General features: G+C 47.7%; 21 protein-coding genes. 18 read left to right on the top strand and 3 right to left on the bottom strand.

The genetic code is table 11. The annotated features are described in order from the left end of the window. Nucleotides 1–24: 24 nt before the first annotated feature. The gene (gene hslO, locus BM607_RS19225; RefSeq protein ID WP_006084926.1) at nt 25–885 is read right to left on the bottom strand and encodes an Hsp33 family molecular chaperone HslO; all 861 of its coding nucleotides are present in this window, start codon (nt 883–885) and stop codon (nt 25–27) included. A 14-nt stretch (nt 886–899) separates the two neighbouring features. Beyond that, a complete protein-coding gene (gene hslR, locus BM607_RS19220) occupies nt 900–1,298 on the bottom strand; it encodes a ribosome-associated heat shock protein Hsp15 (protein ID WP_006083650.1) in 399 nt (132 codons plus the stop codon). Between the two features lie 253 nt (nt 1,299–1,551). Between hslR and gspC the strand changes: the two genes are divergently transcribed. The 12 genes from gspC to BM607_RS19160 all read left to right on the top strand — a co-directional run bounded on the left by gspC (nt 1,552) and on the right by BM607_RS19160 (nt 13,180). Next, a complete protein-coding gene (gene gspC / locus BM607_RS19215; protein ID WP_006084927.1) occupies nt 1,552–2,481 on the top strand; it encodes a type II secretion system protein GspC in 930 nt (309 codons plus the stop codon). A 24-nt stretch (nt 2,482–2,505) separates the two neighbouring features. Next, nucleotides 2,506–4,623 (top strand): type II secretion system secretin GspD, encoded by a 2,118-nt coding sequence (gspD, locus tag BM607_RS19210; protein WP_071940528.1) that lies wholly within the window; start codon nt 2,506–2,508, stop codon nt 4,621–4,623. Then, nucleotides 4,616–6,181 (top strand): type II secretion system ATPase GspE, encoded by a 1,566-nt coding sequence (gspE, locus tag BM607_RS19205; RefSeq protein ID WP_071940527.1) that lies wholly within the window; start codon nt 4,616–4,618, stop codon nt 6,179–6,181. Before gspD ends, gspE begins: the two co-directional genes overlap by 8 nt. Before the next feature lie 3 nt (nt 6,182–6,184). Beyond that, nucleotides 6,185–7,408 carry a type II secretion system inner membrane protein GspF gene (gene gspF, locus BM607_RS19200; RefSeq protein ID WP_006084929.1) on the top strand — a complete coding sequence of 408 codons (1,224 nt, stop codon included), beginning with the start codon at nt 6,185–6,187 and terminating at the stop codon, nt 7,406–7,408. Nucleotides 7,409–7,470: 62 nt separating this feature from the next. Continuing rightward, nucleotides 7,471–7,905: a type II secretion system major pseudopilin GspG gene (gspG, locus tag BM607_RS19195; protein WP_006083645.1), complete on the top strand. Its 435-nt coding sequence runs from the start codon at nt 7,471–7,473 to the stop codon at nt 7,903–7,905. A 1-nt stretch (nt 7,906) separates the two neighbouring features. Then, entirely contained in the window at nt 7,907–8,482 is a 576-nt protein-coding gene (gspH, locus tag BM607_RS19190) for a type II secretion system minor pseudopilin GspH (protein WP_083548655.1), read from the top strand. Further along, on the top strand, nt 8,469–8,837 hold the full coding sequence (gene gspI / locus BM607_RS19185) for a type II secretion system minor pseudopilin GspI (RefSeq protein ID WP_006083643.1): 369 nt from the start codon (nt 8,469–8,471) through the stop codon (nt 8,835–8,837). The genes gspH and gspI overlap by 14 nt, the downstream gene beginning before the upstream one ends. Further along, nucleotides 8,818–9,603: a type II secretion system minor pseudopilin GspJ gene (gspJ, locus tag BM607_RS19180; protein ID WP_071940525.1), complete on the top strand. Its 786-nt coding sequence runs from the start codon at nt 8,818–8,820 to the stop codon at nt 9,601–9,603. Before gspI ends, gspJ begins: the two co-directional genes overlap by 20 nt. Beyond that, entirely contained in the window at nt 9,600–10,598 is a 999-nt protein-coding gene (gspK, locus tag BM607_RS19175) for a type II secretion system minor pseudopilin GspK (RefSeq protein ID WP_071940524.1), read from the top strand. The genes gspJ and gspK overlap by 4 nt, the downstream gene beginning before the upstream one ends. A 137-nt stretch (nt 10,599–10,735) precedes the next feature. Continuing rightward, a complete protein-coding gene (gene gspL, locus BM607_RS19170; protein WP_012586434.1) occupies nt 10,736–11,926 on the top strand; it encodes a type II secretion system protein GspL in 1,191 nt (396 codons plus the stop codon). 1 nt (nt 11,927) lies between these two features. Next, a complete protein-coding gene (locus BM607_RS19165; protein WP_071940523.1) occupies nt 11,928–12,404 on the top strand; it encodes a type II secretion system protein M in 477 nt (158 codons plus the stop codon). Nucleotides 12,405–12,418: 14 nt separating this feature from the next. Then, nucleotides 12,419–13,180, top strand: a complete 762-nt coding sequence (locus BM607_RS19160; RefSeq protein WP_071940522.1) for a type II secretion system protein N — start codon at nt 12,419–12,421, stop codon at nt 13,178–13,180. A 78-nt stretch (nt 13,181–13,258) separates the two neighbouring features. On the opposite strand, the gene yrfG is transcribed toward BM607_RS19160, so the two are convergent. Then, on the bottom strand, nt 13,259–13,921 hold the full coding sequence (gene yrfG / locus BM607_RS19155; protein ID WP_071940521.1) for a GMP/IMP nucleotidase: 663 nt from the start codon (nt 13,919–13,921) through the stop codon (nt 13,259–13,261). Nucleotides 13,922–14,088: 167 nt separating this feature from the next. On the opposite strand from yrfG, the gene BM607_RS19150 reads away from it, so the two are divergent. The 6 genes from BM607_RS19150 to BM607_RS22225 form a co-directional block, all read left to right on the top strand. Further along, complete coding sequence (locus tag BM607_RS19150) at nt 14,089–14,688, top strand: aspartyl/asparaginyl beta-hydroxylase domain-containing protein (protein WP_071940520.1); 600 nt, start codon at nt 14,089–14,091, stop codon at nt 14,686–14,688. Further along, complete coding sequence (locus BM607_RS19145; protein ID WP_071940519.1) at nt 14,666–16,711, top strand: phytanoyl-CoA dioxygenase family protein; 2,046 nt, start codon at nt 14,666–14,668, stop codon at nt 16,709–16,711. Before BM607_RS19150 ends, BM607_RS19145 begins: the two co-directional genes overlap by 23 nt. Then, entirely contained in the window at nt 16,711–17,871 is a 1,161-nt protein-coding gene (locus tag BM607_RS19140; protein WP_071940518.1) for a hypothetical protein, read from the top strand. Before BM607_RS19145 ends, BM607_RS19140 begins: the two co-directional genes overlap by 1 nt. Continuing rightward, nucleotides 17,868–18,356, top strand: a complete 489-nt coding sequence (locus tag BM607_RS19135) for a GNAT family N-acetyltransferase (RefSeq protein ID WP_071940517.1) — start codon at nt 17,868–17,870, stop codon at nt 18,354–18,356. The genes BM607_RS19140 and BM607_RS19135 overlap by 4 nt, the downstream gene beginning before the upstream one ends. A 243-nt stretch (nt 18,357–18,599) precedes the next feature. Beyond that, nucleotides 18,600–19,199 (top strand): tail fiber protein, encoded by a 600-nt coding sequence (locus BM607_RS19130; protein WP_071940516.1) that lies wholly within the window; start codon nt 18,600–18,602, stop codon nt 19,197–19,199. Between the two features lie 94 nt (nt 19,200–19,293). Next, nucleotides 19,294–23,642 (top strand): fibronectin type III domain-containing protein (locus BM607_RS22225; RefSeq protein WP_249269616.1); only part of this gene is annotated, 4,349 nt, incomplete at its 3' end.

Genomic DNA, 23,642 nt, shown 5'->3' with positions numbered 1-23,642 from the left:
AGCTTTGATGATCCGGTTAACCGATTATTGCTGTGTCGTTGACGTCTGACCGTTCGCAAATAATGCGGCTACGTCTATGGCATCAAAAATGTATTTTGCGTGGCAATACTCACAGCCCATTTCGATCTTACCGTCTTCGGCGAGAATGGCTTCGATTTCCGCTTGATCTAAGGTCTTGATCGCGCCGGCACTGCGTTCATGGGAGCAAGTACACTTAAAGCTCACATCGATAGGATCGAATAGGCGCACTTCTTCCTGATGATATAGGCGATGTAACACGCTTTCAGCGTCGAGTGTGAACAGCTCTTCGGCCTTGATAGTCGACGTCAGTTGGCTCAAGTGCTCGAAGTCTGGGTTGTGATCTTCTTTGCTTGGCAGAATTTGTAGGAACATGCCCGCCGCTTGTTTGCCGTCGGCAAATAACCAAATGCCTGTTGGTAACTGTTCAGATTGATTGAAGTATTCTTCAACACAGGCCGCTAGCGTTGGCTTGTCGAGTGCGACCACACCTTGGTAGCGTTCACCTTCGTCGGGTGTTAAGGTGATGACCATATAGCCCTGACCGAAAAGATCGGTAAGGCTGGCATCATCGGCGAGTTCTGCATTCCAGCGAGCCACGCCGCGTAGCTCTTGTAGATTGTTACCGTTGATCACCGCTAAAGAAACAGGACCATTGCCCTGTAACTGCACGCTGATATCGCCGCTAAATTTCAATGTCGCCGTTAATAGTGAAGTGGCCGCCATTAATTCACCCAGTAATACTTGCAGTACGGCTGGATATTCTTGGGCGCTGATCACTTGTTGATAGCTGTCTTGTAACTGCACCAGTTCACCACGCACATCGGCATTGTCGAACAAGTAGCGGTGTAAAGTATCTTGGTTCATCGTGTATCTCACTGTTAAAGGTCTTTAAAGCGCATGAGCTGGCGTCGTTGCTTTTTATCTGGTTTCTGATCGGGTATCGGGTTATTGAGCATGTTGAGACGTCGTTGCTCAGCATTAATGGCACGTTTAGCCAGACTAGTAGCGGTTTCTTCGTACAATTCTTGTGCAATCGCACCACTTTGGCGTAATTGCGATAATTTTTTTATGACGATCTCTTTATCGTCATATCCTTGGCGTATCTTAAGGACGGCGCCTATCTCGGCATTCCTACTAGATTTGGCGCGCTGGCCGTTGTAATGTACTTTGCCGCCGTTAATCATTTCTTTGGCGATGGCACGGGTTTTATAGAAACGTGCAGCCCAAAGCCACTTATCGAGTCGAATGTCTGTTTTGTCGCTTTGACCTTGAGTCATAGTGTCTCCAGCTAAAAGATCGATGAGTTCACATGCCGAGCAAGAAAATGCGTGAAGTGCATTTCTATTATGTTAAAGGGTGGCGTGCTTCACACCCTTTTGTGGCGGGCAAAGTTAGCATAATTGGCCTATTTTCGCCAATTTGAATGCTGTTAAGGGCTTGTTGCCAAATGCAGCCTAGGTTAGCATGAGGCGGTTATTGCCTAATTATTATAATCAGAACAGAGACCTGTATCGAGGGTCCACATAAAATATGGATTTATTAGATAAAGTTATCGCAAAAGCCATTGGCATGCCCCATAAACCCCTAAGCCGGATCGTCTTCTGGTTGGGCTTTATTGTGATCATGTTGTTAGCTGCGCAAATTACATGGAAATTAGTGCCTACTAGCTCATCAGCCAGTGCTTGGTCACCAACGCCCGTAAGCGTGAATGGCAAAGGTGCCGGTCAGGTTGATCTCGCAGGTCTGCAGCAGCTTGGACTCTTTGGTAAGGCGGATGCTACATCTGATAAACCTAAAGTCGAAGCAGTCGAGACTGTGACTGACGCACCTAAGACCACACTCTCTATTCAGCTGACTGGGGTTGTCGCATCGACAGCGGACCAAAAAGGCCTCGCAATTATTGAGTCAAACGGCAGCCAAGATACTTACAGCCTCGGCGATAAAATTAAGGGCACATCTGCATCACTCAAAGAAGTCTATGCCGACCGTATCATCATCACTAACGCTGGCCGTTACGAGACCTTAATGCTCGATGGCTTAGTGTACACCAGCCAAAGCCCAGCCAATCAGCAGTTACAACAAGCTAAGAGTAATAAGGCCGGCTCGGCAGTGAGCCGTGTTGATCAACGTAACAATGCCGATATTTCCCAAGAGCTCGCCGAATCCCGCACCGAATTGTTAGCCGACCCCAGTAAGATCACCGATTACATTGCCATTTCACCCGTGAGACAGGGTGATTCTGTGGCGGGTTATCGTCTGAATCCGGGTAAAGACGCCAATTTGTTCAAGCAGGCGGGTTTTAAAGCCAATGATTTAGCTAAATCGATTAATGGATACGACTTGACCGTAATGAGTCAGGCGTTAGAAATGATGAGCCAATTATCCGAGTTGACCGAAGTATCAATTATGGTTGAACGGGAAGGACAATTGGTTGAAATCATGTTTAGTTTGCCGCAATAACACGCGTTAGAGGAAAGAAAAAGAATGAATAACAAAAGGATTCGACGCAAGCTGATTGCAGGGATTGTTGCGGGTGCAGCTATGTTCTCCTCCCAATTCGCTTGGTCTGAACAGTATGCGGCCAACTTTAAGGGCACGGATATTCAAGAGTTTATCAACATAGTTGGTAAAAACTTGAACAAGACCATCATAGTCGACCCGACGATCCGCGGCAAAATCAACGTTCGCAGTTATGATCTGCTGAACGATGAACAGTATTACCAGTTTTTCCTCAACGTCTTACAAGTCTACGGTTATGCCATCGTCGAGATGGAAAATAACGTCATCAAAGTCATCAAAGACAAAGACGCCAAAACTGCAGCAATCCGAGTGGCTAACGATGCAGAACCTGGGATAGGCGATGAGATGGTCACGCGTATCGTGGCGCTGTATAACACTGAGGCCAAGCAATTAGCTCCGCTGTTACGCCAATTAAATGATAACGCGGGTGGCGGTAACGTAGTGAACTACGATCCCTCCAACGTCTTGATGTTGTCTGGTCGTGCTGCTGTGGTGAACAAGTTAGTGGAAATTGTCCGCCGCGTAGATAAACAGGGCGACACCTCAGTACAAGTGGTGCCGTTAGAGTTCGCTTCCGCCGGTGAAATGGTACGAATTATCGATACCCTTTATCGCGCCACGGCTAACCAATCTCAAATGCCAGGCCAAGCGCCGAAAGTGGTTGCTGACGAACGTATCAACGCTGTGGTTGTTAGCGGCGACGAAAAGAGCCGCCAACGTGTGGTCGAGCTTATTCATCGTCTCGATGCCGAGCAAGCCAGTACAGGCAACACTAAGGTGCGTTACTTACGTTATGCCAAAGCAGAAGATTTAGTTGAAGTGCTGACAGGTTTTGCCCAGAAATTAGAGGGCGAAAAAGATCCAAGCGCTCAAGCTGCAGGTGGTAAACGCCGTAATGAAATCAATATTATGGCCCATGCTGAGACTAACGCTTTAGTGATCAGTGCCGAGCCCGATCAAATGCGGACTATCGAGAGCGTGATTAATCAGCTCGATATTCGCCGTGCTCAAGTGTTAGTCGAAGCGATCATTGTCGAAGTTGCTGAAGGCGATAACGTTGGCTTCGGCGTGCAATGGGCGTCTAAAGCGGGTGGTGGGACTCAGTTTAATAACTTAGGCCCAACCATTGGTGAAGTTGGTGCGGGTGTTTGGGCGGCTCAGACTGAGAAAGCTTCTCAAACCTGTACAGGTTCAGGTGATAATAAGACCTGTACAGATAACCCAGATAAGCGGGGTGATGTGACACTACTTGCCCAAGCTTTAGGCAAAGTGAACGGTATGGCTTGGGGCGTGGCCATGGGCGACTTTGGTGCCTTAATTCAAGCCGTGTCGAGTGACACAAACTCAAATGTACTGGCGACTCCGTCAATTACCACTTTAGATAACCAAGAAGCGTCTTTCATCGTCGGTGATGAAGTGCCTATTCTGACGGGCTCTACCGCCAGTTCGAGCAACAGTAACCCATTCCAAACCGTTGAACGTAAAGAGGTTGGGGTTAAGCTGAAAGTGGTGCCGCAGATCAACGAAGGTAATGCGGTTAAGCTGACGATTGAACAGGAAGTGTCAGGGGTTAACGGTAACACAGGTGTGGATATTTCCTTTGCTACTCGCCGTTTAACGACCACAGTTATGGCTGACTCAGGTCAAATCGTGGTTCTGGGTGGCTTGATCAACGAAGAAGTGCAAGAAAGCATACAAAAAGTACCTTTCTTGGGTGATATCCCCATCATTGGCCACTTATTTAAATCTTCTTCGAGCAAAAAAACCAAGAAAAACCTGATGATCTTCATCAAACCAACCATTATCCGTGATGGCATCACAATGGAAGGGATTGCTGGGCGCAAATATAACTATTTCAGAGCATTACAACTTGAGCAACAAGAGCGTGGCGTGAACTTAATGCCAAATACTAAAGTGCCTGTGTTGGAGGAATGGAATCAATCAGAGTATTTACCGCCAGAAGTTAACGCGATTTTAGAGCGTTATAAAGAAGGTAAAGGTTTAGATACCCAGATGCGCAAAACGGATCCGACCTTAAAGTCACTGGAAGAAAACAAGAATAAAGATAAAACCAATGAGTGAAATACAATTATCCCAAGTCGATGACCTCAGCCAAGTCTCCAATGAGCTAGGTCTGGAAGCTGAAGGTGATGAGGTGTTTCGTTCGAGCAGTAAAGAGCGTTTACCCTTTGCCTTTGCCCATCGCCACGATGTGGTGCTTGCGCCGGGTGAAACGGGCGAGTTGAGCTTGTTTTATACCAGTAAAACACCGTTAACGGCCATGCTCGAAGCACGGCGTTATTCGGGTGTCGATTTGCCTTTGGTTAAGCTCGAAGTCGCGAAATTTGAGGCTAAACTTACTCAAGCCTATCAGGCGAACTCGTCTGAAGCGCAGCAGTTGATGGAAGATATCGGCAACGAGATGGATTTATTCACCCTTGCTGAAGAGCTGCCGCAGACCGAAGACTTGCTCGAAGGTGATGATGATGCGCCTATCATCAAACTGATTAATGCCTTGTTATCTGAAGCGATTAAAGAAGAAGCGTCGGATATCCACATCGAAACCTACGAGAAACAGCTCGTGGTGCGTTTCCGCATCGATGGTGTGCTCAAGGAAGTCCTCAAGCCAAACCGTAAGCTGTCGTCGCTGTTAGTGTCGCGGATTAAGGTGATGGCGCGCCTCGATATCGCTGAAAAACGTGTGCCACAGGATGGTCGTATTTCACTGCGTATCGCAGGTCGTGCGGTGGATGTGCGGGTATCGACCATGCCATCTAGCCATGGCGAGCGCGTCGTGCTGCGTCTGCTGGATAAAAATACTGGTAACCTCGATTTAGAACAATTAGGGATGACCGACGGAATTCGGGTTAAGTTTGAAGATCTTATTCGTCGCCCCCACGGCATCATTCTGGTCACTGGCCCAACGGGTTCGGGTAAAAGTACCACCTTGTATGCGGGTCTGACTGAGATCAACTCAAAAGACACCAACATTCTTACCGTGGAAGACCCAATCGAATACGAGCTAGACGGTATCGGTCAAACTCAAGTTAACACTAAGGCTGACATGACCTTCGCCCGAGGTCTGCGCGCGATTTTGCGTCAAGATCCCGATGTGGTGATGATAGGTGAGATCCGTGACCTCGAAACCGCGCAAATTGCGGTGCAAGCATCACTCACTGGTCACATGGTAATTTCAACCCTACATACCAACACAGCCTCTGGCGCGATAACGCGTCTGCAAGATATGGGCGTTGAGCCATTCCTCGTATCATCGAGTTTGCTCGGTGTGTTGGCGCAACGTTTGATCCGTACCCTTTGTCCGAAATGTAAAATCGAGCACGTGCCCGATGCACGTGAGCGTGAGTTACTGGGCATAGCAGCCGATGACGACAGACATATTTTCCGTGCCAATGGCTGTAAATCCTGTGGTAACAATGGCTACCGTGGTCGAACGGGTATTCATGAGTTATTGCTGGTTGACGACAATGTCCGCGAATTGATCCATGGCGGCCGCGGTGAGTTAGCTATCGAAAAGTATATCCGTCAGTTTGTGCCGAGCATTCGTCACGATGGCATGAGCAAAGTGCTTGCGGGCATCACCACTCTCGAAGAAGTGCTACGTGTGACTCGCGAGGAGTAATTTATGCCAGCATTTGAATATAAGGCACTGGATGCCAAGGGAAAGCAGCTTAAGGGCGTAATCGAGGCGGATACCGCCAGACACGCCCGCAGCCAGTTGCGCGATCAGCGCATGATGCCCTTGGAAATTCTGCCTGTTTCCGAAAAAGAAGCCAAAGCTAAGAGCAGCAGCTTTTCGTTTTTCAAACGGGGTATCTCGGTCGCTGAATTAGCCTTGATCACCCGTCAAATCGCGACCTTAGTGGCCGCGGGTTTACCGATTGAAGAATCCCTTAAAGCCGTTGGTCAGCAATGCGAAAAAGATCGCCTTGCGAGTATGATCATGGCGGTACGTTCGCGGGTGGTTGAAGGTTACAGTCTGGCCGACTCCTTGGCCGAATTTCCACACATTTTCGATGATTTATATCGTGCCATGGTGGCCTCGGGTGAAAAATCCGGTCACTTAGAAGTGGTGCTTAATCGGCTGGCGGATTACACAGAGCGACGCCAACAGCTTAAATCTAAGTTGACTCAAGCCATGATTTATCCTGCGGTATTGACCACAGTGGCGATTGGGGTGATTTCCATCCTGCTGGCGGCGGTGGTGCCAAAAGTGGTTGGACAGTTTGAACACATGGGCGCCGAGTTACCGGCTTCTACACGCTTCTTGATTTCGGCCTCTGACTTTGTACAAAACTACGGTGTGTTTGTCGTTATCGCCCTAGTGATGCTATTCGCACTCTTTCGCCGCATGTTAAAGTCGCCTGCGTTTCGAATGAAGTACGACAATTTTTTATTGAGCATGCCGGTTGTGGGCCGCGTGAGTAAGGGCTTAAATACGGCACGTTTTGCGCGAACCTTAAGTATCTTATCCGCAAGCTCTGTGCCTTTGCTCGACGGTATGCGTATCGCCAGTGAAGTATTGCAGAATGTGCGTGTGCGGGCCGCAGTGGATGATGCGACAGCGCGGGTGCGCGAAGGAACTAGCTTAGGTGCGGCATTGACTAACACTAAGTTGTTTCCGGCAATGATGTTATACATGATTGCCTCGGGCGAAAAGAGTGGTCAGCTTGAGCAAATGTTAGAACGCGCCGCCGATAACCAAGACAGGGAATTCGAGGGTAACGTCAACATAGCATTAGGGGTGTTTGAGCCTATGCTTGTGGTGAGTATGGCGTGTGTGGTGCTGTTTATCGTGATGGCGATTCTGCAGCCAATCTTAGCCTTGAATAACTTGATTAGCGGTTAATTTTTGAATTTATGGATTATGACCAAGTCGATTGGCATAGGATTTTTTAGGAGAAGTAGTCGATGCAAATGAACAAGAAACATCAAGGTTTTACCTTACTCGAAGTGATGGTAGTTATTGTTATTTTAGGGATTTTAGCCTCTATGGTGGTGCCTAACTTAATGGGTAACAAAGATAAAGCTGACCAACAAAAAGCGGTATCTGACATAGTCGCACTCGAAAATGCCTTAGATATGTACAAGTTAGATAACGGCATCTACCCAACGACCGAGCAAGGTTTAGAAGCCTTAGTGCAAAAGCCAACGATTTCGCCTGAGCCACGTAACTACCGTGAAGATGGTTATGTAAAACGTCTTCCAGAAGATCCATGGCGCAATAAGTACTTGCTGCTCAGCCCTGGCGAAAACGGCAAGCTAGATATATTCACTGCAGGCCCAGATGGTCAACCAGGTACCGAAGATGACATCGGTAACTGGAATTTACAGAATTTCCAATAAGATGCTAAAGCTGCGCCACGCTGGTTTCACCTTAATGGAGGTGATGCTAGTGATCTTGTTGATGGGACTCACGGCAGCGGCCGTGACTATGTCTATCGGCAATTCTGGCCCACAACAGGCCTTAGATAGAACGGCGCGGCAGTTTATCGCTGCCACTGAAATGGTGCTCGATGAGACCGTTTTGAGTGGCCAATTTATTGGTATTGTGATCGAGAAAACTAGTTATCAGTTTGTTTTTTATAAAGACGGTAAGTGGGATCCTTTGGATAAAGACAGACTCTTGTCTGAAAAGCAGATGGAGCCGGGTGTCGTGATGAACTTAGTGCTTGATGGTTTGCCTTTGGTACAAGACGATGAAGAAGACGACTCTTGGTTTGAAGAACCACTGATTGAGCCTTCTGCCGATGACAAGAAGAAACATCCTGAGCCACAGGTCATGCTATTCCCGAGCGGTGAAATGAGCGCTTTTGAGCTGACGTTTATCACCAAAACTGACAAAGGTCAGCAGGCCGAAGCGTTAGTGGTCGGCGATGCGCTGGGCAGATTAACCATAGGGCGTCCCGATGAAACGCGCTAAGGGCATGACGTTACTCGAAGTGATTGTGGCCCTCGCCGTGTTTTCGATTGCGGCCGTGTCGATCACTAAAAGTTTGGGCGAGCAGATGGCCAACATGCCAATTCTGGAATCGCGTACTTTGGCACAGTGGGTAGCCGACAATCAGATGGTCGATGCCAGACTCGAGCCGCAGTTTCCTGAAATCGGTAAAAAAGAAGGCCAAGTCGAACTTGCAGGAAAGGACTGGTATTGGCGTAAGGAAGTGGTGAAAACTACGGACGATAATTTTCGTATGATCCGCATAAGCGTGAGTGAAGACGAACGATATCAGCGTATTGCAGCACAAGTGAGCAGTTATGTCCTTAAAACTGACTAGTGTGCAGCGGGGATTTACCCTGCTAGAAATGCTGATCGCCATCGCGATTTTCGCCATGATAGGTTTGGCTTCTAATGCCGTGCTCAGCACTGTGCTGACTAACGATGAAGTGACGCGCGCTTTTTCTACTCGGCTTAAGGCCCTGCAGCAAGGCTTTGGTGCGATTGAGCGTGATCTCGCCCAAATTGTGGCGCGTACACCCAGATTACTCGAAGGTGGCCGAGGTTCGACCGTCTTCCAAACGGGCAATGATATCTTAGACTCGGAATCAGAAGCCTTAGTGTTTTACCGTTTAGGTTGGTTAAATCCCGACGGTTTATTACCGCGGGGCAGCTTACAGTCTGTGGCGTATGTGGTGCACGAAGGGCGCCTGGAGCGTTGGTATTTTCCTTATCCTGAGCCTGAATTTGGTGCCGAGCCGATTAAGACAGTGGTCATAGATAAAGTATTGTCGGTGGAATATTCCTTCTTTATGGATGACAAATGGGAGCGCAAAGTCGAGGCGACTAAGTTGCCTAAAGCGATCGCCATGGAAATTGAGATTGAAGGCTTAGGCAAGATCCAACGTAAGTTCTTGCTGCCGCTAGGTGCTGCCGCACCTGACAAGTCCAAGGATGAAGACAATAAAGACGAAAATCCAGACGATGCCAACAAAGATAAAAACGGCTCAGGCTCAGGCAATGGCAATGGAACCGGCAATGGTTCCGGTGACCCAGATTCTGGCGATTCCGGAGACGGTGATCCAGACGCAGAGGGCCGCGAATGAGAACCCAATCTCGGTCTAAACAGCGCGGTGTTGCACTGATCGTCGTGCTCTTGATTGTGGCTATGGTGGTGATCATCGCGACAAACATCACTGGCCGTAATCAGTTATCTATGCGCCGAACCTTAAACTTGGCCCAGTACGATCAAGCTTATTGGTATGCGATTTCCGCCGAAGAATTGGCGAAGAAGATTTTAAAACAAGATTTAGATGACTCTGAAGGTCGAGTCCACAGGCAACAATATTGGGCCATGGCCGATGTGGTGTTTCCTGCTGAATACGGTGAAATCGCGGGCAAGATCACCGATATGCGTGCCTGTTTTAACTTAAATGCCTTATCCGCGACCACGAAAGAGGTGGAAAACGGTCAACCTAAGCTGCCCTTGGCGGCGAAGCAATATAAGGCCTTGTTGGTGAGTTTAGGGATGGACGACTTTAGTGCGGATCGCCTGACTCAGACCTTAAAGGATTATATCGACGAAGACATGACGGCCAGCCCCTACGGCGCCGAAGATGCAGAATATGAATCGCGTAATGTGCCTTACCGTGCGGCCAATACGCTGATGAATCATCGCAGTGAGTTACGTGCGGTGATGGGATACACCCAAGATATCTATTTGAAACTCTTGCCCTATGTTTGTGTGATCCCTGGCAATGACACGCAATTGCTTAACGTGAATACTGTGGAAGTTGAGCAAGCGGCGCTGTTAGCTGGCATGCTCGATAATCAGATTTCGGTCGGCGAAGCAGAAAGCATTATCAACCAACGCCCCGGCGATGGCTTTGCCAAAATCGAAGATTTTTATGAAAGCTCATCTATGGGCTCGATCAAGTGGGAAGGTGCCATGAAGTCGAGTTTTGTCATCGATAGCCAATATTTTCTGTTGGCCTCGGGGGCGAAAGTCGATAACGCCGTGTTTAGAATGGAAAGCGTGCTCAAAAAGGGCGGCGGCAACAAAATGGAAGTGCTCACCCGTCAGTTTGGTGGCCAAAAATAATGGCAGTGCTCACCCGTCAGGGTTTGATGTTGGTGGCCAAAAATAATGGCAGTGCTCACCCGGCAGAATCTGGTGGACAAAAATAATAGCAACGAGCTCAGTCACGCTTTCTTGACTGGGACTGGTGGAGAAAAACTGTGAGTGAACGGCTATTTATTCGCTTAGGCAGAACAGCAGAGCAAGCATGCTCTTGGCTCGTTTGGTCTGAGCAAGAACAGGAAATTATCGCCTCTGGCGAGCTCGCCAATGCCCAAGGTTTGTCGACCTTAACTGAGCGTGCGGGTAATCGTCCCGTCGATGTGTTAGTGCCCGCCGCGGCAATGACACTCACTAGCGTACATTTGCCCGAAAAAGGCCAACGCCAAGCCTTGAAAGCCTTGCCCTTTATGCTCGAAGAAGCTCTAGCTGATGATGTAGATGCCATGCATTTTACCGTCGGCCCGCGTGATGGTGATGCCTTAAGCGTGGTCGCGGTGGCCCATGAGCAAATGCAGACTTGGCTGAGTTGTTTGACCGAGGCGGGTTTAAAAGTGAAGCGCATCGTACCCGACTGCTTAGCCTTACCATTGCAAGAGTGCCAATGGGCGGCAATGAATTTTGGTAATGAACTATTACTGCGTACCGGATTAGCCACGGGCCAGAGTTTACCTTTGCCTTGGTTACCGATTGCGCTGGAACAACTTAGGCCCGCACAGGGCGAAGTGTCTGTCGCCAGTTATACCGACATGCAACTCGAAGGGGTTGAGCTTAAGCCACAATCACTCGAGCTGCCTATGTTAGTGTTAGCCCGCGGTATTCTGCATGCGCCAGTGAACTTACTGGGCGGCGTTTACACGCCTAAGCGTGAATACAGCAAACAGTTGATGATGTGGAAGAGTGCTGCCATCGTTATCGCCATCGCTTGTGTGCTGGCTTTAGTGAATAAAGGGCTGACCATACATCAAGTCAATGCGCAAACTGCGGAATTGACGGCACAGAGTGCAGATATTTATAAGCAAGTGATACCAGGCAGTACGCCGCAAAGTGGCATTTTACGACAGCAAATAGATATAGAACTGCGATCTTTGCAGGGACAGGGCAGTGGTGCCGAGTTTTTTGCCATGCTCGATGGTTTGCAGGATGCCTTTAAGCAAGTACCTGAACTTAAACCTAATAGCTTAAGATTCGAAAGCGCGCGTAATGAGATCCGCATGCAAGTAAGTGCGAAAAACTACGCGCAAATCGAGAAGTTTAAAGAGATCGTTGGTCGTCGTTTCCAACTCGACGGCGGCACTATGAATAGCGGTGAAGATCAAGTCACCAGTACCTTAACCTTGAGGAGCAAATAAGATGGATAATTTGCGGACTTGGTGGCAAGGGCTCGCATCGCGCGAGCAGCAGTTAGTCGGTTTTTGTTCGGTATTCTTAGTCATAGGTATTTTTTATTGGGGTGTTTGGACGCCAATCGCCACTGCCGAAGCCGATGCATTACGTAACTTCACTGTGCAGCAACAGACGTTGAACCATGTAAAACAAACGGCGAATAAAATTGCGGGTTTGAAGCAGAACGGTGCTAAACCGACTATGTCGGGCAGTTTAAGCTCAGTGGTTAACCAAACTGCGGGCAGTTATGGGTTAGTGATTACTCGTATGCAGCCCCAAGGCGATAAGATCCAAGTGTGGATGGACGATGTTCCTTTTGATGCCTTGTTAGGTTATTTGAGTGAGTTAGTGCAGAAAAAAGGACTTTCACTCGAAAGTGTTGATTTGGCAGAGGCCGATACCCCTGGCTATGTCAAAGTTAGACGTATCCAACTGTCGCAATAAATTAAGGTGTAGCTGTGAGTTTGATAAAAAAAGTCATCATAGGCGTACTGATTTATTTAGTATTTTTAGTCGTTCTATTTCCCGCTAAGATAGCGATAGCGTTAGCGCCATTACCTGCAAATATCAGTGTTTCGGGTGTGAGCGGCAGTATTTGGTCTGGCAGTATAGAAACCTTAAGTATGCCGCAACGCCAGTTAGAACAAGTGCGTTGGGATCTCAGCCCTTGGGCCTTGTTGTTAGGTAAAGTGAAAGTTGATTTTCAAGTGGGCAGCCGTGCAACGCCTGTCAGTGCTAAGGGATTAATCTCTTGGTCTATGGGCGGCTTAAGTGCGCAGGGTTTGCGTTTCGAAGCGCCAGATAGCTTTTTACTCGGCAATGTAAAACTGCCCTTTAAAACCGAAATCTCCGGTGAAGTCAGCCTATTAGTCGAGACGTTAGAGCAAGGTAAACCTTGGTGCGAGCAGTTGTCTGGTAAGCTGTTTTTGAATCAAACCAATGTTAAAAACCAGTTTGGCAACTATCCACTAGGCAATATTGAACTTGGCCTGAGTTGCGTTGATGGCAAAGCGCAATTAGCCACAGATGAAGCTAAAAATCAGCTCGGCATCGTCGGCACTTTGCAGTTAGACGAAGGCAATATGGTGAAAGTAGCAGCTAAGATTAAAGAAACGGCTGAGCAACCAGAAGATATGCGTAAGTCACTGGGTATGCTAGGCAAACGCGGCAGCGACGGTTATTTCCCTGTGGTATATCAGGGGCGTATTCCTGGGTTATAGTGCTGTTTCAGCGTGCGATGATAGATCTGTATTATGAATGAAAACGAAGGCACCTTAGGTGCCTTTTTTATTGTCTTTTTATCGTGTTAGATCATTGAGTAGCGAGTGATAGTCGGTAATCGCGGGGAAATCTTGAAAGACTTTGACTGGCTTTTTACTGTCTGGGTTAGCAATCCCCAATTGATGGCCTACGCCGGCAAGTTTAGCGGCCTTGAGTATGGCTTCGCTATCGTCGATAAAGAGACAGCGACTTGGCTCAAGTTGAAACTTTTCAAATAAGGTGAGCCAAAATTGCGGATGCTCCTTGGGGTAACCTGTCTCGTGGCTGGAAATCATGGCATCGAGCCCTGTTGCTAGTTCGGTATGTTCAAGCTTTAGGGCGAGACTCTTAGGGTGGGCATTGGTCACCAAAATCCGCTGTTTACCCGCAGAGGCTAAGGCCGCTAAAAACGGCATACTGTCTTGGCGCAGCTGAATGCGATCCACCAAAGTGCGATGCAAACCCATAATGTCGAGTTGTAACTGCTCCTGCCAATAATCGAGGCAGTACCAATCGAGTGTGCCGACGACTTTCTCATAGGCGTTGACAACTAACTGCTGCGCTTCGTCCGTGCTCAGACCCCGTTGCTTGCTTAACTCCTGTGGCACTAAACTCAGCCAAAATTGATTATCGAAGTGCAAATCCAATAGTGTGCCGTCCATGTCGAGCAGAACCGTATCGATAGTCTTCCAGTTAAACATTGGGTAATTCCTATTCTTTGCATGGTGAACAACGCCTGCGATTGACGCATGAGCAGGGTAATTCTCAGTGGTCGCTATGATGATTATTCCCGTAACTTGTATGCTTACATCTTTGTGCTAGTCTTGGATGACTAATTATTTTTAGTCTGAAAATTAAGCTGTTGGATATGGATATCTGTTCTTTTGCCCTATTAGCTCAAGTTCCAAACTCCCTTAGTTTACAGCAAGAGCTGAATGCTTTGCTGCTGCAAGACTGGCTACCCCACGTAAATCAGCGTGATTATCGTCAAGGGGATCAGGGCGGTTGGGATGTGTTGCCTTTGCGCTGCGCCGCTGAGTATCAAACAGCACATCCTATCTTGCAAGCCTTCTCCATCGCTACACCGGATCACTGGCATGATCTGCCTAGTCTCAAATCGAGCCCTGCATTATGCCGTTTTCTGCAATCCCTATGCTGCCCAGTGAAATCCGTGCGTTTGATGCGCTTACATGCGGGTGCTGAAATCAAACCCCATAGAGATCAAGGACTCTGCCTAGAGCAAGGTGAGGCCAGACTGCATTTGCCACTGCAAACGAATGAACAACTCAATTTTTACGTGGACGATAAACGTGTACCTATGCAGGCTGGCGATCTTTGGTATATCAATGCCGACCAAGTCCATTGGGTTGAAAATAAAGGGCAGGATGCGCGGATCAACTTAGTGATTGATTGCGAAGTGAATACTTGGTTAAGGGAGTTAATCGATGCTGCAAAGTTCAGAACGTGAATTAGAACAGAGTTTGGATGTCGTCGCGTTAACTCAGTTTGCTAACGTGCTATTGCTGTCAACCTCGGCAGGGGAGTCTAAACGGTTAATCGATCCCATATTGGAGCAGTTATGCCAAATAACCGCGGTGGAATTGCACCCTGAGTATTTTTTGGATACTGAGGCGAGTATTACGCCTTTTGGTAAGGCTGTTTCGCTCACTACTGCGGCGCAGTGTGCTGAAGATCCTGAGCGTGGGCGAGTGTTTATTCAGGGCATTTATCAGACCATACAGGATAAGTTGGCGCTAAATCCGCAACGGCCAATACAGATTTTGTATGCGGGTACAGGACCTTTTGCCTGGTTGTTATTACCATTACTGCCGCTGTTTTCTGCAAGTCAGATTCAAGTCACCTTGCTCGACATTCACCCTGTCTCGTTAGATAAAGTCACCAAGCTTATTGAACACTTTGATTTAGCAGATCGTGTGGCAACGTATGTCTGCGCCGATGCCACAGTTTGGCAACCAGAAGCTGCAGTAAAGTTCGATATGATAGTCTCTGAAACCATGAAGCATCTGCTGCAACAGGAGCCTCAAGTCCAGATATTCAGCCACTTACAGGCCTATCTTGCGGATGATGGCGTGCTGATTCCGCAAAATATTGAGTTAGACGCTTGGCTTGAGTGTCGTACTGTGCAGGATTTAGCTGAGACGCATTATTTAGGGCCTTTGTTTGCACTCAACCTGCAAACTGCGCGCTTACTTGCCGATGGAGATCGTAGCTTCTTGGCTGGTAGTTTACTGCTCCCCGATTTCAGCCCGAGTGCGGTAACGCTTAAGTTCACGACTTCCATTCAAGTCTATGGTAATTCCACGCTGAGCGAAAACCAATCTCAACTCGCCTTACCTCGATATCGACGCGAGCATTGGCTTAAGCCTCTTTCAACTCTCAGTTTTCGGTATGAGCAGGGAGCTCATCCTGATTTTGTATTTGATGTTATAGAGCATAAACCTGTGCTGGTGTCGAGTGACGATCTGAGCTGCTTAGGCATTTATCACTTGCAGCGACTCTGGCAAAAAATACAGCTACGTAAGCGGGGAGTGCCATTCACTGAACGGGCAAATGAATGGCACTTAGATAAAACCTTGCTGGATCTTTGTGGAATAGGGCTAGAGCCGGGTCTAAGAGCTTTATATCAAAACGATCATCAGTCAGCTTTTGTCGCTTTTATTCAGCAAATAGCCAAGCTGACAGCCGCGGATATTGCTGGGATTAATCAGCAATTAAGCGCTATTTCCCATGGATTAACGTCATCGGTCACAATGCCAGAAGTCGATGATTTAAATTCAATAGAGGTTGAAGACTTAAATCCGGCTGCATTACTCAGCGAGTCACAACTCAATTTTTGGCGTAGTGAAGGCTACTTAGTGATCCCGCATGTGCTTACGGCAGAGCAATGCGCCGCAACTCGAGATTTTATTTGGCAGCAGTTAGGGGCAAATGAACAAGATCCCGCCACTTGGTATCGAGCTTATGAGTTTATGCAGAAAATAATGCTGCAACTGTTTCGCCATCCGCAACTGGACGCAAATCGACAAGCACCCAAAATCCGTCAAGTGTTTGAACAGTTGTGGCAGCGAACGGATTTAGTCATGACAACCGACAGAGTCAGCTTTAATCCACCTGAAACACCCACTTGGCATTTCCCCGGTCCGGATATGCACTGGGATATGCCGCTACGGCTACCCGTTGAGTTTGGCACTCAAGGGTTAATTTACTTAACCGATACCAGTGTTGACCAAGGCGCATTTTCTTGTGTCCCAGGATTTCATCTCAAGATAGAGGAGTGGCTCCGTAGCTCAAAAAAGCCTGATATCGAGCTGCAGCAACAGGATTGGAACAAGTGGCCTGTTAAATCCATAGCCGCAAATGCAGGTGATTTAATTATTTGGCACCATGCTTTGCCCCATTGTGCGAGTCCTAATCGTGGGACGTTACCGCGAATGGTGCAATACATTAACTTTTATCCTATGGCTTGCTAATGGTTGATTTTAAAGAGCAGGAGCAACGCTATTGGCAATTGTTACATCAACCAGAGTCATTGTTTTTACTTCATCGAGCGAATGATGTGGAGCATTTTATCGCGCTGATGGCTGATTTTCTTGCTTGGCCTGAGCTTAGTTTGGAACACATGCTCGCATTCATTGCTTTGCAGCAAGAAACCTTTATTCCAGATTTAGATCGCTTCAGCCAAGCTTGGTTCCCTTGTCGTTATCAGTCACAACATAAAACGGTGAGTTGGGTTCCCGCACTTCATAAGTTATCTAAGCCTTTCCTAGAGGACGATATCAGTGATGCTCGTCATTGTTTACTCGCCAGTTTTATTCAACCTAAAACCTTGCTCGAACCCCTTTTATCCCAACGGGAAAGTTTGCCTATCGTAAATCCAAGTTTGATGATTTTTCACTGGTCCCGTTGTGGTTCGACGCTAGTGTCGAGCAGCTTTGCCCTGCTCGAAACTTGTCGAGTGCTCTCTGAATCAATGCTATGCAGCGATGTTATGCATGATGACCATTGGCCTTTCGCACTAAAACCTCAGCTCGTCGATTTATGCTTAAGACTACAGGGGCGATTGAGGTTAGGCGAGGGCAAGTTAGTGATCAAGTGGAATGCATGGGATCTGGCCTGCTGGCCGATGTTGCTCGAACTTTACCCTAAGAGCCGAGTGTTATGCTTGATACGCAATCCTAAGGATATTATTGCGTCTCATCAAAGAGTTGCTGGGAGACATATGGCTGGAGGGCAAAGTTTACTTCCAACTGAACTGCATACTCAACAGATGGAAAATACGGATACTGAGCCTAGCTTAGATGAATTTCGTACCACCGTTTTACAGTATTTAGCGCAATTATCTGTCGCTTTACATCAATCTTCTCGAGCTATTCTACTGGATTATCTTCAATTAAAAGATTTTAAACCCACAACATTCTCTACCATCTTAGGATGGCCACTATCTGAAGGTGAGATTGAGCGCTGGCAACACCATTGGCGTTTTGATGCGAAGCAGCAAGGGCAACTATTTACACCTGTTGTGCCAAATGAGCCCGTCCCAATCCGTGAATGTCAAAACCCATCGTGGCAGCAATTATTAATCACCTATAACCAACTTTTGCAGCGTTTATATTGGGATAAAAAGGCATGATGCGAGGTGAGTTAAATCTACCAATAGGCTTGAGTGTTAAAGCAGCTACTACAAATGACGACCCATTTATGGCACAGCTTTTTTATTCTACAAAAACGCTTTTTTATGAACTTGGTTTACCCAGTGAAGTCGTTGAAATCATGCTGGAGCAACAATACCGACTACAGCAAGCCTCTTATCGGGAACAATATCCAAATGCCAACACTTATATCTTGTTTTATCACCGGCAAGCCGTAGGGAAGGTGATGCTCGATATCAGTGAGTATAGGATTCATCTTGTTGATTTTATTATCATACCAAGTATGCGGGGACGCGGTTTTGGTTCGGCCATTTTAGCGGCCATTAAGCAAGAAGCGATGAAACGCCAGTTACCAGTCGGTTTATCTGTGGAGAGTGAAAATACTCAAGCTAAAAAGCTTTATCTACAGCATGGGTTTAAGCCCGAAAGTTACTCTGGCGCCTATGAATCGATGCTATGGCGTTAAGTGGAGAGTGATAATTTACACTGATTTATTTTTGTACAATTGTGTTTATTGATTTTTAATGTATGTTTAATTGTAATCAATTTGTTTTGTTTTTGATTTAAGTTATCTAGATAGTCCTCTCATCGTGTGATGTGGATGATGTTGTAATCAGCAAAAGGAACTCGCTGTCGATTAAATGTCGTGAGTAATCATTTCGTTGAAAAACGTTAAATAGACAAAATCGTGATTTTAAGGAGAAAAACAATGTCTGATCCATTTATCGGTCAAATCTCTATGTTCGCTGGTAATTTCGCTCCTCGTGGTTGGGCCTTTTGTGATGGGCAATTATTGTCCGTCTCGCAAAACTCTGCGCTTTTTGCAATTCTAGGCACCACATATGGTGGCAATGGCCAAACGACTTTTGCACTGCCTAACCTGCAAGGGCGTGTGCCTGTGCATCAAGGCCAAAGCCCTGGCATGAGTCAATATAACCTAGGACAAACGGGTGGGACTGAAAATGTGACATTGACTGCCAATGAATTACCCGCGCATGTTCATTCCGTGGCACTAAATGGAACAGGAAATACGAGCGTTGCATTTGGAGCTTCCACCGCTAACGGTAATACCGCGATTCCAGGGCCAACCACGGTAGCCGCCAAAGTGGTTAGTGGGCTAACTGCTCTTAATGCTTTTAGCACTACTGCACCAGACACCACACTGTCGCCTGCGACTGCCACCACAACGGTTAACGTAAATGGAAATACTGGTATTGCCGGTAATAATATGCCAGTGCATATCGTACAACCTTACCAAGTTGTTAATTTCATTATTGCTCTTGAGGGGCTTTTCCCTTCTCGTAATTAAATCTGAAACAATATGGTTTAAATCTGTAAGTGCAAATGCGCGCAAGGATTGTGCGCTACTTGTATTTAAAACAAGCTAATTTAGGGGATGTGTCATGCTGCAACATGCTTACAAAATGATTCATGCTTTTAAGCATATTATGACTAGATTCTGTCATTCTTATTTGAAAATGTTCATTGTAGGCAGTTTTTTTGCGATGACCTCCCTCTATGCTAGCGCACAAAACCGTTCTTTTGACTTTACAACTGGTGATACCGTAACGCTGACAAATGCGGGCTCTGCGCTATCTAATCGAACAACATTTACACTGGAGTTTTGGGCCAAATTTACTAACGTCAGTGGGACCATCAATTTAGTGGATTTCACTGGCGGTGGCGGTGCCGATGCCGGTGGCCTCATATTTAACTCAAGTAAACTAACTGTCGATCTTGAGTGTGATTTTGGTTGCCTGACAGAAAGTAATGTGTTGTCGTTAAGCACAGGAACCTGGTATCACATTGCAGTTGTATTTGATAATGGAACTTGGGATTTTTATGTTGATGGCGTCGCACAGGGAATAAACGTTTTAGATCAAGGCGCCCGTAGTAGCGTTCCTAATTATACGGGATTTGGAGTGACCAATCTTGTGTTTGGGTTGCAGAACCACGGAGCGGTAGATGATTTCGTCGGTAGTATCGATGATATACGTATGTGGAGTAGTGCGCGCACGCAAGTGCAGATTCAAAATAACCGCAGTATCGAGTTGGTAGGCAATGAATCCGGCCTGCTGGGGTATTGGAAGCTGAATGAAGCCAGCGGTACGACAGTCAACGATAGCCAGACTAATTCCTCCATGTTAACAGGTACTAGCAGCGGTATCGGGTATAACGCAACGGGTGCATTTGTTACCGATTCTGTCGCCCCTACAGTAAGCTCTATCACAGCCAGCACTGCAAACGGTACTTACAAAGTCGGGGATGTTATTAGTGTAGAGGTTAATTTTGATGAAGCAGTATTGGTGACTGGTACACCTCAACTCACACTTGAAACAGGCACCACTGATCGCACCATTAACTACGCCAGCGGTAGTAACTCCAGTACGTTAACATTCAATTACACCGTTCAGTCTGGCGATACTTCGGCCGATTTAGATTATGTTGCTACCAATTCATTGATGCTAAATAGTGGCACTATTCGCGACGCGGCAAGTAACAACGCCACCTTGACCTTGCCTTCACCCGGTACAGCAAACTCTTTGGGTGCGAATAGAAATATCATTATCGATGGCGTCGCCCCGACGGTTTCATCTGTTAATGCCAGCACCGCGGACGGCACTTACAAACTGGGCGATATCATTAGTATCCAAGTTAACTTTAGCGAAGTGGTGAGCGTCACTGGTACCCCTCAACTAACGCTGGATACGGGTACAACGGATAGAACGATTGACTACGCAAGTGGTAGTGGTTCCAGTGCGCTGACATTCAACTACACCATTCAGTCCGGCGATACGTCCAGTGACCTAGATTATGTCGCCACTAACTCCTTGGCATTGAATAGCGGAACCATCCGCGATGCCGCTACTAACAATGCGACCCTCACATTGGCGTCCCCTGGCGCAGCTAATTCACTGGGCAATAATAAAGCGCTGGTAGTGGACGGCATTGTGCCCTCTGTGACGAGCACCGCACCTTCGGGTGGTGCAGTATCAACAGATACCAGTGTTGATTTCACCGTTAACTTCAGCGAATCAGTCAGCAACATTTCTACCGATGATTTTGCCTTGGGTACAACCGGTGGCGCGACTGGCACTATAGTCAGCGTCTCCGCGAGTTCAGGCTCCAGCGTGAGTGTGATAGTGAGCGGTATTACGGGTAATGGCACCATCAAACTCAACCTGAATGCATCGACCAATATCAGCGATGCAGCGGGTAACGCTGGCCCTGCAGCCTATACCAGCGGCTCAACTCATACTGTGGCTATCCCGACAGCCCCATATGCTCCTACTATTGGCGCTGCAACGGCAGGTATTGGGCAAGCCTCTGTGGCTTTTAGCGCACCTGCAAATAATGGTGGCGCTGCCATAACGGGTTATACAGTAACATCTAACCCTGATGGCATTAGTGCTGGTGGTAATGGATTTACAACTTCTCCGATAACCGTAACTGGCCTAACAAATGGTACGGCTTACACCTTTACTGTGACGGCAACTAACGCCATTGGAACAAGCCCTGCATCAGGTGTTTCAAATTCAGTGATACCCAAAGTTAACCAGACAATTACTTTTACTAATCCGGGGGCGCAAAATTTCGGCACTAGTCCGACGTTAACTGCAACATCAGATTCATCGTTAATTGTCAGTTTCAGTTCATCGACACCAGCAGTTTGTACGATTACGAGCAGTGGAACCCTGACCTTTTTGTCAACGGGCTCCTGTACTATCGATACAGATCAGAGTGGTAACGCGAGTACCAATGCTGCAAGCACTGTAAGTCAAACCTTTATGGTGAATGCCGTAGTGCCAAGTGCCCCAACGATTGGCACCGCAACGGCAGGGAATGCCCAGGCATCGGTTAACTTTACTGCGTCCGCAAGTAATGGTGGTGCTACAGTTACTAGCTATACAGTTACGTCCAACCCCAGTGGTTTTACCGGTACGGGCGTGGGTTCACCCATTTCGGTGATAGGATTAACCAATGGAGTGGCTTATACCTTCACTGTTACCGCGACTAACTCGACGGGTACAGGTGCTGCATCAGCAGCATCTAATTCCGTCACACCGGCATCACCGCAGACAATTACCTTCGCCGACCCAGGGGCGCAGAATTTTGGTACCTCGCCAACCTTGACGGCGACATCAGACTCAGGATTAACCCCGACCTTTACTTCATCAACCACAGGAGTGTGTACTATTTCTTCTGGCGGGTTATTAAACTTCGTTTCTGTGGGTACTTGCACTATCAATGCCGATCAAGCGGGCGATAGCAGCTATTTGGCAGCGACGACTGTCAGCCGCTCATTTAGTATCAGTGCGGTTGTACCGGGTGCGCCAACTGCAGCGAGTGCGACTGCTGGCGATACTCAAGCCAGTGTGACCTTTAGTGCGCCAATCTTTACCGGTGGTGCAGCTATTACTGGTTATACAGCAACGTCAAATCCCGGTGGCTTTACTGGGACGAGTGCTAGCTCACCGCTGACAGTAACTGGTCTTACTAATGGTGTAGCATATACATTTACCGTCACGGCTACTAACTCGGTGGGGACGGGAGCCGCTTCTGCTGCAACGAGCTCTACCACGCCTAAAGCGATACAAACCATCACTTTTGCAGACCCTGGTGCTCAAAGTTTTGGTACCGCACCGACGCTCATTGCGTCAGCAAGCTCAGGCTTAACAGTGACTTTTACATCATCTACTACAGGAGTTTGTACTATTACCGCTGGTGGTGCCTTAACGTTCGGTAGCACTGGCACGTGTAACATTGATGCGAATCAAGCGGGAGATGGCAGTTACTTAGCTGCGGCTCAGGTGAGTCGCTCATTCACTGTTAATGCTGTCGTTCCTGGCGTGCCAACCATAGGAGCGGCTAGTGCAGGTGACAGCCAAGCGAGTGTGAGTTTTACCGCTCCGATATTCAATGGTGGTTCGTCAATCACGGGGTACACAGTGACCTCAAGCCCAGGTGGTTTCCACGCTTCGGGGGCAGCTTCCCCTATTACAGTAACTGGGCTTGCAAACGGTAGTCCTTATACCTTCAGTGTCGTAGCAACGAACGCGATTGGCAGCAGTAGTGCATCGGGTTTGAGCAACTCGGTAACGCCAAATGGCGCCCCAGTCATAAGTGGTACGCCGACCTTAAGTGTTAATCAAGATGCGTCGTATCAGTTTACGCCTACAGCGTCTGACTCTGTGGGAGATGTACTTAGCTTTAGTATTGCCAATAAACCTGCATGGGCGACATTTAACACAACAACAGGAACGCTGTCAGGTACTCCCTCTAATCAAGATGTTGGTGTAACTAACGGGATTATTATCAGTGTTTCTGATGGTGCTTTGTCTGCGAGTTTACCCGCATTTAATTTAAGTGTAGTGAACATCAACGATGCACCGACCATCAGTTCAACCGCCATCACTGCCGCCACTCAAGATGCGGCGTACAGCTACACCTTCGCGGCTGCGGATACCGATGTGGGCGATGTACTGACATTCAGCGCGGTGACTAAACCAAGCTGGTTGAACTTCAATATGACTTCAGGCGTGTTAAGTGGCACGCCAGGCAATGCCGATGTGGGCGCGCACCCTGTGTTACTGCGGGTGACGGATACAGATGGCTTAACGGCAGACCAAAGTTTCAGCATTACGGTCACTAACGTCAACGACGCACCGACCATCAGTTCAACGGCCATCACTGCCGCCACTCAAGATGCGGCTTATAGCTACACCTTCGCGGCGAGTGATACCGATGTGGG

Origin of the sequence: Shewanella sp. SACH, from assembly GCF_001887095.2 — a bacterium.
GTDB lineage: Bacteria > Pseudomonadota > Gammaproteobacteria > Enterobacterales > Shewanellaceae > Shewanella > Shewanella baltica.
Note: the sequence above shows the minus strand (reverse complement) of the source record. Positions and strands in the feature narration are given on the sequence as shown.